Origin of the sequence: Sporolactobacillus mangiferae (assembly GCF_023336505.1) — a bacterium.
Taxonomy (GTDB): Bacteria; Bacillota; Bacilli; order Bacillales; family Sporolactobacillaceae; genus Sporolactobacillus; species Sporolactobacillus mangiferae.
The window spans coordinates 19,548-32,553 of record NZ_JAMAST010000024.1 but is presented as its reverse complement, the minus strand read 5'-3'; the positions used below and the strand labels follow the sequence as shown (position 1 = coordinate 32,553).

13 protein-coding genes are annotated in these 13,006 nt (G+C 46.7%); 10 read left to right on the top strand and 3 right to left on the bottom strand.

What is annotated here, in order from left to right:
* Positions 1–575 precede the first annotated feature (575 nt).
* The 4 genes from tsaE to tsaD are packed head-to-tail and all read left to right on the top strand — an operon-like array spanning position 576 to position 3,193.
* On the top strand, positions 576–1,043 hold the full coding sequence (gene tsaE, locus M3N64_RS13145; protein ID WP_249103571.1) for a tRNA (adenosine(37)-N6)-threonylcarbamoyltransferase complex ATPase subunit type 1 TsaE: 468 nt from the start codon (positions 576–578) through the stop codon (positions 1,041–1,043).
* Positions 1,024–1,713: a tRNA (adenosine(37)-N6)-threonylcarbamoyltransferase complex dimerization subunit type 1 TsaB gene (gene tsaB / locus M3N64_RS13140; RefSeq protein ID WP_249103569.1), complete on the top strand. Its 690-nt coding sequence runs from the start codon at positions 1,024–1,026 to the stop codon at positions 1,711–1,713. Before tsaE ends, tsaB begins: the two co-directional genes overlap by 20 nt.
* A gap of 2 nt (positions 1,714–1,715) precedes the next feature.
* Positions 1,716–2,168 (top strand): ribosomal protein S18-alanine N-acetyltransferase, encoded by a 453-nt coding sequence (gene rimI / locus M3N64_RS13135; protein WP_249103567.1) that lies wholly within the window; start codon positions 1,716–1,718, stop codon positions 2,166–2,168.
* Positions 2,165–3,193, top strand: coding sequence for a tRNA (adenosine(37)-N6)-threonylcarbamoyltransferase complex transferase subunit TsaD (gene tsaD / locus M3N64_RS13130; RefSeq protein WP_249103565.1), 1,029 nt, complete (start codon positions 2,165–2,167; stop codon positions 3,191–3,193). The genes rimI and tsaD overlap by 4 nt, the downstream gene beginning before the upstream one ends.
* A gap of 288 nt (positions 3,194–3,481) precedes the next feature.
* Here the strand turns inward: tsaD and M3N64_RS13125 are convergent, their stop codons facing one another.
* Complete coding sequence (locus M3N64_RS13125) at positions 3,482–5,440, bottom strand: ABC-F family ATP-binding cassette domain-containing protein (protein ID WP_249103563.1); 1,959 nt, start codon at positions 5,438–5,440, stop codon at positions 3,482–3,484.
* A gap of 333 nt (positions 5,441–5,773) precedes the next feature.
* On the opposite strand from M3N64_RS13125, the gene M3N64_RS13120 reads away from it, so the two are divergent.
* Positions 5,774–6,418: a redox-sensing transcriptional repressor Rex gene (locus M3N64_RS13120; RefSeq protein ID WP_249103561.1), complete on the top strand. Its 645-nt coding sequence runs from the start codon at positions 5,774–5,776 to the stop codon at positions 6,416–6,418.
* 113 nt (positions 6,419–6,531) lie between these two features.
* Positions 6,532–7,290 carry a type I methionyl aminopeptidase gene (gene map, locus M3N64_RS13115; protein ID WP_249103559.1) on the top strand — a complete coding sequence of 253 codons (759 nt, stop codon included), beginning with the start codon at positions 6,532–6,534 and terminating at the stop codon, positions 7,288–7,290.
* 168 nt (positions 7,291–7,458) lie between these two features.
* Here the strand turns inward: map and M3N64_RS13110 are convergent, their stop codons facing one another.
* The gene (locus M3N64_RS13110) at positions 7,459–8,121 is read right to left on the bottom strand and encodes a CPBP family intramembrane glutamic endopeptidase (RefSeq protein WP_249103557.1); all 663 of its coding nucleotides are present in this window, start codon (positions 8,119–8,121) and stop codon (positions 7,459–7,461) included.
* 283 nt (positions 8,122–8,404) lie between these two features.
* Here M3N64_RS13110 and groES point away from each other — a divergent pair, with 283 nt between their 5' ends.
* The 4 genes from groES (at position 8,405) to M3N64_RS13090 (ending at position 12,293) form a co-directional block, all read left to right on the top strand.
* Positions 8,405–8,689: a co-chaperone GroES gene (gene groES, locus M3N64_RS13105; RefSeq protein ID WP_249103555.1), complete on the top strand. Its 285-nt coding sequence runs from the start codon at positions 8,405–8,407 to the stop codon at positions 8,687–8,689.
* 66 nt (positions 8,690–8,755) lie between these two features.
* A complete protein-coding gene (gene groL / locus M3N64_RS13100; protein ID WP_249103553.1) occupies positions 8,756–10,381 on the top strand; it encodes a chaperonin GroEL in 1,626 nt (541 codons plus the stop codon).
* 315 nt (positions 10,382–10,696) lie between these two features.
* On the top strand, positions 10,697–11,251 hold the full coding sequence (locus M3N64_RS13095; protein WP_249103551.1) for a sugar O-acetyltransferase: 555 nt from the start codon (positions 10,697–10,699) through the stop codon (positions 11,249–11,251).
* A 103-nt stretch (positions 11,252–11,354) separates the two neighbouring features.
* Positions 11,355–12,293: an aldo/keto reductase gene (locus tag M3N64_RS13090; RefSeq protein ID WP_249103550.1), complete on the top strand. Its 939-nt coding sequence runs from the start codon at positions 11,355–11,357 to the stop codon at positions 12,291–12,293.
* 132 nt (positions 12,294–12,425) lie between these two features.
* On the opposite strand, the gene M3N64_RS13085 is transcribed toward M3N64_RS13090, so the two are convergent.
* Entirely contained in the window at positions 12,426–12,923 is a 498-nt protein-coding gene (locus M3N64_RS13085) for a hypothetical protein (protein WP_368389920.1), read from the bottom strand.
* Between the last annotated feature and the right edge of the window lie 83 nt (positions 12,924–13,006).

The following is a 13,006-nucleotide window of genomic DNA, read 5'->3' as shown; positions in this document are numbered from 1 at the left end:
GGGTATCACGAAGATAACCAAGATCACCAGATCCGATCAGTAAAGAAAAAAATTCTTTGCCACCTGATCATGGAATTTTAGAGGCGGCATGACCGTTAAATCATGAAAAATAACCGATAATGTATTTGATGTATCCGTTTTTGTATGCAGCATGCATGTGATGGTTCCATGGACGAAAATGCATGATTGCTCATTTAGGGTAAGTGATTTATAAACGAGTATCTGTGTACAGTCGTTTTCAATCAATAATAAAGTGATTATTTTTCAGCTCAATATTTTTCAAGCTATAAGAAAGTTTAAAATTCAGCGGATTATAGTATAAGTGCGACGGCGGCTTTGCCATCATTTTATTCCATATTTGGCCAGTTGAAAAACTTACCTCTGATCAGGGAAAGAGAAAAAGTTCACCTGAGCGTGCCATCCATCCTGTTGCAACAACTTTTTGGAAGGTAACCGTTGCACGAAGGGCATTTGTTGCGTAGTTATGATACACTAAATGTATATTGGGTTTTTAGTGGCAGTTAGATGTGTGATAGCAGCAAGCACTAAAACCGCTTGAAAAGGTGAATGTTCAAATGCATCAGTGGATCACGCATTCTCCCGGGGAAACGATCAAATTTTCAACGCATCTTGCTGACTATTTGCAGCCGGGCGATGTGCTGACTTTGTCGGGAGATCTTGGAGCAGGAAAGACGGTTTTTGCCAAGGGATTAGCCAGAGGGCTTGGTGTCAGAGAAATGGTAAACAGCCCGACCTTTACAATTGTGAAAGAGTATCGTAGCGGGCGAATGCCCCTTTATCATATGGATGTATACCGAATCAGTGATGAAGAAGACATTGGACTTGAAGATTATTTTGATCAGGGGGGAGTAACCGTTATTGAATGGGCGGAGAATATTCCATCCTGGCTTCCAGATGATCTTCTGTCTTTCATAATTAATAGAAAGAGTGAATCGGAACGGGTCATAACATGCCGGGCAAGCGGCAGAAGATCCAAGCATATCTATGAGGAGATTGTAAACGATGAACGTGCTCGCAATTGATTCGTCGAATTTAGTAATGGGGGTTGCCGTAACGACGGAAGACAAGGTACTGGCGGAACTGACCACGAATAGCAGAAAAAATCATTCGGAACGACTGATGCCGGCAATCGCGCAAATGGTTGAGGCGGCAGGCCTGAAACCGGAAGATCTTGATCGGATTGTTGTTGCTGAAGGACCTGGCTCCTACACCGGCTTGCGGATTGGCGTGACGGTGGCCAAGATGATTGCCTGGACCCGGAAAAAAGAACTGGTCGGAGTATCAAGTCTTGAAGTCGTTGCACAAAACGGACGGGGTTTCGCAGGTTATATTGCACCATTTTTCGATGCACGTCGGGGACAGGTGTTCGCCGGGCTGTACGAAGAAAAAGAGGGAGAAATCATTCCCGCAGCTGCTGATCGATTAGTGATGATCAAAGACTGGCTCCCCGAACTTCGCAAATGCGGCAGGCCTGTGCTCTTTCTTAGCAATGACCTGGAAAAGTGGGGAAAGCTGATTGCGGAAGAAGCCTATGCGACACTTGGAGAAAGCACACAAAATGTGCCGAGGGCTGCTGAGCTGGCGCGCATCGGATTACGAAAAACCCCTGTTTCAGATATCCATCATTTCCTGCCAATGTATCTTCGTCTGGCTGAGGCCGAAGCGAAGTGGCTGGCCAAACAGGGGCGATAGGCATGGATTTAAGTGCAGTAAAGATTCGTGAAATGAGTGCTGCGGATATCGATCAGGTGATGATCGTAGAGCACAGTGCCTTTGATGTTCCGTGGTCACGAAAGGCTTTTGAAAATGAGATTACAAATAACCACTTTGCGTCCTATTTTGTTGCTGATCTTTGCGGGAAAATTATTGGCTACTGCGGTGTATGGGTGATTGTCGATGAGGCCCATATTACAAATCTGGCAGTACTTGAGGGATATCGCGGGTTAAAGGTTGGCGAATCCCTGTTGCGACATGTGATGCTGTATGCCGTTTCCCGGCAGGCGCAATCAATGAGCCTGGAAGTACGCGTAAGCAACAAAATTGCTCAGAGCTTATACCGGAAACTTGGGTTCCGTAACGGCGGCATTCGAAAAAACTATTATTCCAACAATAGAGAAGATGCATTGGTCATGTGGGTGAAGCTATGAAAATAGATGTAAGTAAGAAAACGATGATTTTAGGCATTGAGACAAGCTGTGATGAGACGGCGGCCGCGGTTGTCGAAAATGGGACTGTCATCCGATCGAACGCGGTTTCTTCTCAGATTGATATCCATCGGCGCTTTGGCGGGGTCGTGCCGGAAGTGGCCTCACGCCATCATGTGGATCAGATAACTGTGATCTGTGAAGAGGCATTGAATCAATCAGGGATCACATGGGAAGATCTGGATGCCATTGCGGTTACCCAGGGTCCTGGACTGATTGGTGCTTTGCTTGTTGGTGTCAATGGGGCGAAGGCTTTGGCTTATGTACATGGGCTTCCGCTTGTTCCGGTTCATCATATTACCGGGCATATCTATGCAAACCGTTTTGTTCATGAACTCGAGTTTCCGCTCATTGCTCTCGTGGTATCTGGCGGGCACACCGAACTTGTCTCCATGAAGGAGCATGGTTCATATGAAGTGATAGGGACAACGCGAGATGATGCAGCCGGTGAGGCATTTGACAAAGTGGCGCGAACGCTGGGGCTGCCTTATCCAGGAGGTCCGGAGATTGATCGAATGGCGCAAGGCGGACGGCCTTCCATTGATTTTCCGCGGGCATGGCTTGAGGAAGGATCGCTTGATTTCAGTTTCAGCGGATTAAAGTCGGCAGTCATTAATTATGTGCACAATGAACAGCAGCGCGGTCATGAATTAAATTCGACTGATATTGCTGCAAGTTTTCAGGAAAGCGTCAGCGAAGTGCTTGTAAAGAAAACAATGTATGCGGCGAAGCAAATGCGGGCGCGGCAGATTCTTGTTGCAGGCGGTGTATCGGCCAACAGCAAGGTTCGCTCGGAAATGGAAAAAGCCGCACGGGCACAGGGAATCCCGCTGGTCATTCCGCCGCTTTCTCTTTGTACAGATAATGCGGCTATGATTGCTGCGTCAGGAACCATTGGCTTTTTAAAGGGCGCACGTGCCGACCTGTCCCTGAACGGGAAGGCCAGCCTTGCAATTGAAGACTTTTGATGACTCAGAAGAGCAGGTTGTTCGTATTGTCAGGAGGTCGGAGACAGTTTCCGATCTCCTGATTTGCATCTTGACCAGGAATGCAAGAAAAAATTATATAAATTTCAGCCCATTCAGGGCACAGCACTAGCAGATTGCTGACAATGGGAACTTATCCACCTGTGGATAAATGCGTTCAGTCGATTAAAAAGAACTTATCCACGATTGCTGAATAAGTTCTTTTATTAACTGGATAATCTGGGGATAAGTGCACCGTCCTGTGGATAAACACATATTTTACTGTGGATATCATGTTTCCTGATCTATTGTATCCAATTCTAATTGAGCGGATTCCCAATCATCAATCAACTTTTCGAGGTGCGCCTCATTTTCCTCAATTTGTTCCTGAGTTTCCTTTGATTTTTTTGTGTTATTAAAAACGTCGGGCTGAAGCAGCGACTGTTTGCTTTGCTCAATTTGTGATTCAAGTGTACTGATTTCGTCCTCTGCCTGTGCAATGAAACGTGTGAGCTGTCTTTTCTTCTTTTTCAGTTCTTTATCTTTAAGGAACTGTTCTCTGCCGTCGGTGGCTGGAGCTTCTTTCCTGGTTGCGGAATCAGGCGTTGCTTCCAGCTCGGCGATCTGCTGTTGCTCGGTTTTCTTATCGATGTAGTAATCGTAGTCGCCAAGATATTCAGTTATTCCCTCTCGCGTGAGTTCGAAGACACGATTTGCGATATTGTTAATAAAATATCGGTCGTGTGAAACGAACAGAATCGTTCCCGGATAATCGATTAACGCACCTTCCAGTACCTCTTTGCTGTCGAGATCCAGATGGTTGGTCGGTTCGTCAAGAATTAATAAATTGTCATGACGCATCATCAGTTTTGCCAGCATGAGGCGTGCTTTCTCACCGCCACTCAGCTGAGCGACGGTTTTGGCGACGTCATCGCCGGAAAAAAGAAAGCCACCAAGAATGGTGCGTATCTCGCCCTCCGGTTTAAGCGGATAATCGTCCCACAGTTCATTAAGCACCGTATTCACCGGATTCAGGCTTTTCTGTTCCTGATCGTAGTAACCGATGCTGACGTTGCTGCCGAGCCGTACATCGCCGGCACGGCGGGTTTCACCACTGGAAACTGCTTTGAGCAGGGTCGATTTGCCGATACCGTTCGGTCCGACCAGCGCTACACGGTCGCCGCGGCTGATTTGAAAGCTGAGATCCCGGATCATCGGTGGCCGATTGCCGTAACCGACATCCATATGGGAGGCGGCCAGTACGTCGCGTCCGCTCTGCTTTTCAATATCAAACGTGAAGGACGCTGACTTGGCATCCACTACAGGCTTATCCATCAGCTCCATTTTTTCCAGCTGTTTGCGCCTGCTTTGCGCGCGTTTTGTCGTAGAGGCACGCACGATATTTTTCTGGACAAAATCTTTAAGCTTTGCAACTTCTTTTTGCTGCTTGTCATAGGCTTTCATTTCACTTTCGAATTCTGCCGCCCGCTGTTCAAGATATCGCGAATAGTTTCCGGTATATCTGCGCACTTTATGCCTGGCGATTTCATATACTTTAGTCGCAATTTTATCAAGAAAATAACGGTCGTGCGAGACAACGAGCACGCTGCCGCTATAACGCTGCAGATAGCCCTCCAGCCACGACAGTGTTTCAATGTCCAGATGGTTGGTCGGTTCGTCGAGAACCAGCAGATCCGGCTTGATCAGCAGCAGTTTGCCAAGTGCAAGCTGCGTTTTCTGCCCTCCAGATAAATTGCTGACCGGAGTATCATCGGGGAAACCGCCGAAATTCAAGCCATTTAAAACACTGCGCGTTTCCGCCTGATAAGTGAAACCGCCTTTTGTACGGAAATCGGCCTGAAGATGGTCATAGGCATTCAGCAATTGTTCGTAGTCTCCAGGATTGTTGAAGCTTCCGGGATCCGCCATCCGTACTTCCATCGTATGCATTTTCTTTTCAAGTGCAATCAGCGGAGCGAAAACCGAAAGCAGTTCCTCGTAAATACCGCGTGTAGAATCAAGCGTTGCGTTCTGCGGCAGATAGCCCATGGTGCGGTCTTTGGGCATAATCACTTCGCCGCTGTCTGGTGTCATCTCACCGGCAATGATCTTCAGCAGTGTCGATTTTCCAGCGCCATTACGACCGACCAGCGCCACACGTTCGCCAAGCTTTATATCAATCGAAATATTTGATAAAACAAGATCAGTGACAAACGATTTACTGATCTCGTTTGTTTGCAGGAGCAACATGGCTGTTCACCTCAGGAGCATTCAAAGTAAGTTCAGATTTTGGCATATGAATTCAGTGCCTGAATCCGTTCAATATTATAGATAGATCTATTTTAGCCTACTCGCAATTTATTCGGCAACTGCTTATAAATGATGCTATAGAATGACAGGGCCTCCTGCAGCGGGTTGATCATTCGCGAAAACGTTCCTGAAATTAACGGGGGACCAAGCATTTAACAATCAGTGTTGTGAAAAAAGGAACAAAAAAGGTGCTGAATATAGTATAGTGAATCTAGACACGCAGCTATACTGCGGCGATTTATTGTATTGATGAATTGGGGGGGGAACGCCGCTATGTCGAGCCAACATGTACCTCAGGCGACGGCTGAGCGACTGCCGCTGTATTATCGGACGCTACAGCACTTGGTCACTATAGGAAAAACACGCATTTCATCATCGGAATTCGGAAATCTGGTGCAGATTGACTCAACAACCATCCGCAAAGATTTTTCCTATTTCGGCGCGCTTGGAAGAAAAGGCTATGGATACGATACACAGCATTTGATGGAGTTTCTCAGGAAAACGCTCTATCAGGATGAATTGTCCAAGGTTGTGCTCATTGGAGTTGGTCATCTGGGCACGGCACTGCTTAATCATAATTTTCAGAAGAACAATAACACAAAGATTGTCAGGGCTTATGATGTTGATCCGAAAAAAATAGGCACGGAGATCAGCGGCACGGAAATTTGCGCGATGGACGAACTTGCCGGGGCGGACAATCATGACATTACTGCAGCGATTCTGACCGTCCCTGCCGCCCATGCACAGGAAGCGGCAGATCTGGCGCTTGCATCGGGCATCCGCGGCTTTTTGAATTTTTCGCCGACGACCCTGTCTCTGCCTTCGAATGTCTATGTCCGCCATGTAGACATGACTGTGGAACTGCAGGCACTCATTTATTTTCTGAATCATGCGATGGAACAAAGGAATTCTCAATGAGTAAGTGGTAAAATACAAGTGCAACGCGAATCGAATGTGAGAAAGCGCATGTGCTGCGGTTGCATTCAGTCTGCCCGCAAAAAGCGCTTTGAAAAATAAGGTGGAATGAAGGAATGATTCAACTCAAGTCACAAAAAGAAATTGCTGAAATGAAAAAGTCCGGCGAACTGCTTGCCCGGGCGCACCAGCATATTAAATCAATGATTCGGCCCGGCGTGACGACGTGGGAGATTGAGGAATTCGTCAACGAATTTCTGGAAAAGCACGGAGCGATCCCAGAGGAAAAAGGATTTCAGGGATATAAGTATGCAACCTGTGCATCGGTAAATGATGAAATCTGCCACGGCTTTCCGAATAAAAAACCGCTGAAAAACGGTGATATTGTGACGATTGACATGGTTGTTAACCTGAACGGAGCCATGTCCGATTCGGCATGGAGCTATGCGGTCGGCGATATTTCGGATGAAGCAAAACATTTGCTGGAGACTACAGAGAAATCGCTGTATAGAGGAATCGAACAGGCGGTGATCGGAAACCGCCTCGGCGATATCGGCTACGCGATCCAGGCCTATGCGGAGGCAGAGGGGCTAAGCGTTGTGCGTGAATTTGTCGGACACGGCATCGGTCCGACGATGCACGAAGATCCGCCGGTTGCTCATTACGGACGTCCAGGACGCGGTTTGCGTCTCCGGGAAGGCATGACAATTACGATTGAACCTATGCTGAATATTGGTGACTGGCGTTCGAAGGTGGACCCGAACGGATGGACAGCGCGTACGATCGATGGGTCACTGTCCGCGCAGTATGAGCACACGCTGGCGATTACGAAAGAAGGCCCGCTCATTTTAACTGCGCTTGATGAAGAAGAATAATCGGACAGATAAAAGCGGAGAATCACTGAACAATCAATGATTCTCCGCTTTTTTGCAGGCGCATTTTAATTTGTGCTGCGTCCGGCTGCCATGAGGAGTCCCGCGATGAGAAGCAGCATGAATTTTTAACAGGTGCCAGGTGGCATTCTATTTAAACACTGTTTTTGATCAGCACAGCCAGTGGATCCAGCTGACGTTACTCGGCATGCGCAAGAACATGCTGGCCAGAACCACAATGGCGTTCATTGATGCATGCATAAACATCGGCACCCAGATCCGGCCGGTTTTATGATAGGCATAGCATAAGAAGAAACCGATAACGAAATAGGTAAGCAGATGGCTGAAATCAAAATGAAAAGCAGCGAAAGCGAGTGAGCTGAACAGAGCAGCAAAAAAGAAGCCGAGCTTTCTTTTCATGCTGCCGAAGAAAATTTTGCGGAAGACAATTTCTTCAAGCATCGGGCCAATAATACTCACAGTTAACACAAAAAACGGCGCTCCGCGCGTCAAACGCACAATTTCCTCCGTATGCTCTGAAGCAAGCGGCTGCCCAAAAATCAGATTGTTAATCAGCGTGGACGCAATTTGAAGCACATAGAGAATAAAGATGCCGCAAATGGCCCAGGCAATTGACTCACCGATGGAAGCTGCGGCGCCGCGCGCAATCCTGCGTTCAGGAATCAGAAGCAGAGCAACAAGAAGCAGGGTCGAAATAAAGATGGCAGTATACGTATTGCCATATGCAGGCGCTGAACGCGGAAATACGGGAAGGATCGGCGAGAGCACACATGCAAGATAAACGAGAACAATCAATGTATAGCGTAAAGCCAAAATCAGACACCTCATATCTGGAGTATTGTTTTCTATCTTCTGTGAGCGGATGGGTGCACGGCCGATTCGGAGCGCGGTCACTGGCTCATTGTCCTCTATTTTAACACAGCCAATTTCAATTATCCCGCTTCTGCTTATTCCGCACATCAAACGGTGGATTTATTTTGAGGAAAAACTTGCAAAACCATTATGAATTGATTATTATATTAAATGGATTAGCACTCAGGTGATTAGAGTGCTAACAAAGTACTTAACTTAACATTTTTAAGGAGGGTATTTCTACATGTTAAAGCCATTGGGTGATCGTATTGTGATCGAACCACAAGAAAAAGAAGAAAAAACTGCAAGCGGTATTGTGCTTCCTGACTCGGCAAAAGAAAAGCCGCAAGAAGGTCGCGTTGTTGCTGTTGGCGCCGGCAAGGTATCCGATAAAGGCGAACGCATTGCGTTGGATGTTAAAGAGGGAGAAAAAGTAATCTTTTCAAAATATGCAGGCACTGAAGTAAAATATGACGGCAAAACGTACCTCGTTGTTCGTCAGGACGACATTCTTGCTGTGATTGACTGACAACGATCCTTTGCTTTTCAGGCAAAAGATCCTCAAGCTTATTTAATTTAGGAGGGACTATACACAATGGCAAAAGACATTAAATTTGGTGAAGAAGCACGCCGTTCCATGCTGCGCGGCGTTGATATTCTGGCAGATGCAGTGAAGGTAACGCTTGGACCGAAAGGCCGCAATGTTGTACTTGATAAGAAATACGGTTCACCGCTCATTACTAACGACGGTGTGACGATTGCAAAAGAAATTGAACTTGAAGATAAATTTGAAAACATGGGTGCACGTCTTGTATCCGAAGTCGCAAGCAAAACGAATGATGTGGCCGGCGACGGGACGACAACAGCGACAGTTCTGGCTCAATCCATGATTCGCGAAGGACTGAAGAACGTTGCTTCCGGTGCAAACCCAATGGGCATTCGCCGTGGTATTGAAATGGCAACACAGGCTGCCGTCGAAGGTCTGAAAGAAATTTCAAAACCAATCGAAGGCAAGGCATCGATTGCACAGGTTGCCGCTATTTCTGCTGCTGATGAAAAAGTTGGTGAACTGATTGCCGAAGCAATGGAGAAGGTTGGCAATGACGGCGTTGTTACGCTTGAAGAATCCAAAGGCTTTGCAACGGAACTCGACGTTGTTGAAGGAATGCAGTTTGATCGCGGCTATGCTTCCGCATACATGGTTACCGATCAGGATAAGATGGAAGCTGTTCTCGACAATCCATACATTCTGATTACTGATAAGAAAATCTCCAATATTCAGGAAATCCTTCCTGTTCTCGAAAAAGTGGTTCAGCAGGGCAAACCGATGCTGATCATTGCTGAGGATGTTGAAGGCGAAGCACTGGCAACACTTGTACTGAACAAACTGCGCGGTACATTCAATGTGGTTGCAGTTAAAGCGCCTGGCTTCGGTGACCGCAGAAAAGCAATGCTCGAAGACATCGCCGTATTGACTGGCGGTCAGGTGATTACAAGCGACCTCGGTCTGGAACTGAAAGAAACGACTGTCGATCAGCTTGGTACAGCCGGCAAAGTTATTGTTACGAAAGAAAACACAACGATCGTTGAAGGTGCTGGCGCACCGGATAAGATTGCCGGACGCGTCAACCAGATCAAAGCACAATTGGAAGAAACCACATCTGACTTTGATAAAGAAAAACTGCAGGAACGTCTGGCAAAACTTGCTGGCGGCGTTGCTGTGATCAAAGTCGGTGCTGCTACGGAAACCGAACTGAAAGAACGCAAGCTGCGCATCGAAGACGCACTGAACTCAACGCGCGCTGCCGTTCAGGAAGGTATTGTTGCCGGTGGCGGTACGGCGCTTGCCAATGTCATTAGAAATGTTCAGGCGCTCGACGCTGAAGGCGATGAAAAGACCGGTATCAACATTGTCGTTCGCGCTCTCGAAGAACCAGTGCGCCAGATCGGCGAAAACGCAGGACTTGAAGGCTCTGTCATTGTCGAAAAGCTGAAGGCTCAAAAACCGGGTATCGGCTACGACGCAGCAAAAGATCAATGGGTAGACATGATCGAAGCCGGAATCGTTGACCCGACAAAAGTGACACGTTCTGCACTGCAGAATGCTGCTTCCGTATCCGCAATGCTGCTGACGACTGAAGCAGTTGTCGCAGACAAGCCGGAAGAACATCCGGAACCGCAGATGCCGGCAGGTGCACCAGGCATGGGCGGCATGATGTAAAAAAATCTTGAATCCCTTATGTATCCCGGGGATTTGAGCATTTTGCGCATTTCTATGTGCCATAAATAGCTTTTTAGAAAAAAGAGGGTGCTCATAAGGTTTTCATGCCTTTGAGTGCCCTCTTTTTCGTACCATTGTTGTAGCCGCGCATCCATTATGCTTTGTGATACCTGATCGAGTATACAGACCAATAGAATAACGTTAATATAAGTGTTAGAAAGCCTGGTTGCGCCCACCCTTTAATGAAAACGCTGTCAATGGACGCTGAAGATACAAATTCAAGGCGATAAAAAATGGAGGTTCAAAAAGAACACGATGAATATCAATAAGCGTAAATTACTCGCGGGTGAGCCTTATCAAATACGTGACCAGGAACTCATGAATGACGTATTTCATGCACGGAAACTTGTGCGGCAATTAAACGCCCTGACGGATCGACAGTACAAGAAGAAACAGAAAATTTTGCGCAAGCTTTTTAAACATGTTGGAAAAAATGCGGATGTTCAGCCGGGGTTTCGCTGTGACTTTGGCTATAATATTTCCGTCGGCGACGAATTCCTGTGCAATTATGATTGTGTGATGCTTGATGTAGCGCCTATAACAATCGGCAACCATTGTTTGCTGGCGCCACATGTGCAAATCTATGCAGCTGAACACCCGCTGGATGCTGAAAGACGAGCCGCCATGATCGGTATGGGGAGGCCGGTGACCATCGGGAATAATGTATGGGTCGGCGGCGGTGCAATCATCGTTCCGGGCGTTACACTGGGTGATAATGTTGTGGTCGGGGTGGGAGCGGTTGTCACGCGTTCCTTTCCGGATAACGTCATTATTGCCGGTAACCCAGCGCGTATCATTCGCCGTCTTTGATCATTGATATGCCCTTGCCGCCGCTCTAAGCATTGAGAACGGAATTGGATGACCCGCTGTGTTATATTAAAAGTGTTAAGCCAATGCGGAGGTGGAAATGGTGATGAAGAAGGTAAAAATCGGAAAAAGTCAGGTTGAAACAGCACCGCTTGGACTGGGCACGAACAAAGTCGGTGGGCACAATCTGTTTCCTGATTTATCGGAATCAGATGGTCGGCAAGTGGTGCGTGCTGCGCTTGAATCAGGAATTCAGCTGCTTGATACGGCTTTTATGTACGGTAAAGGTCGTTCCGAAGAATTGATTGGCGAAGTTATTGCTGATTTTCCGAGGGATCAGGTTATTATTGCCGATAAGGCAGCTCATGACTTCTCCAGTGGTGAAATGATATTGAATAATGAACCGCAATTTCTGAAAAAGTCAGTGGATGACGCACTCAAACGTTTGAAAACGGACTACATCGATATTTTCTACATTCATTTTCCAGATGAAAAAACACCGAAAAGTGAGGCTGTCGGCGCGCTTCAGGATATGCGGGCAGCAGGGAAAATAAGAGCGATCGGCATTTCAAATTTCACGCTTGAACAGGCCATAGATGCAAACAGGGATGGCTACGTCGATGTGGTCGAGAATTACTACAGCCTGATTCATCGCGATGAAGAGAAAAAATTATTTCCTTATCTAAAAGACGAACATATTTCCTTTGTTCCGTACTTCCCGCTTGAATCCGGTCTGCTCACCGGGAAATATACGAAGGATTCGACATTTGATGAACACGATCCGCGCAGTAAAAATGAAAAATTCACGGGTGAATCATTCCGGAAAACAATGAATGCGGTGGACGCAATCCGGCCGATTGCACAGCGTCACCAGGTGGATGTGCTTCAGGTCGTACTGGCATGGTATCTGGCCAATCCTGATTTAACCGCAGTGATTCCCGGCGCAAGAAATGCCGGTCAGATTCCAGGCATTGCACGGGCGGCTGAGGTCCGGCTATCAAATGACGAATATGAGCTGATCGATCAGGCTTTCGCAGCTGAATGATTGCTATTATCGCGATATCGAATATCAAATCAAAAGGAGTCCTGCATTATGGACTCCTTTTGCACAATCTGTTTGATGGACAATATCCTGTTTAAATTCTTCATCCGGACTGCATTTTACGAGCGGATCCAATTAAGACTCATTTTCAAACTTTCTGACCAGTTCATAAAACTTGACAACGATATAAAGCAGCAACGGATTCACCAGCAGTGAATAGGTTATTTTCCACCAGCCGTAACGAAAATAGCCCCATGGCTCCGGTAAAACCGCGAGCCATTCATACAAAGTAATACCGATTGCCCAAAGGATGACGTACATGATCCGTTTAAGTAAAGGATAGCCAAAAGGATATCTGTTCAGAAAGATCATATTGACGGGAGGAATCAACACAATTAATGCAGGTATTGCTTTAAGATCGATGCCTCTGTCAAAGTACCAGTATCCGTGAAACTTTTGGTTCATGTATGTATCAACAAAAATTTGAAAAGCAATTGTGAATGTCCAAATTTGTAAAATCTGGCTTTTTGTTAATCTGGAATTGGTGAAAAAGGCGAATGCATTAAAAAGCACGACCGCACTCAAAAGCCCTAGCATGAAATCACCTTTTTTTCTTGGTTTCTCCATTTTCATGATATATATGCATCACAAGGTAAGAAGCCTCGATCAGTCGAACGGCGAACTTCCATGAAACAGAATTGGACAGGGTTAAGGAT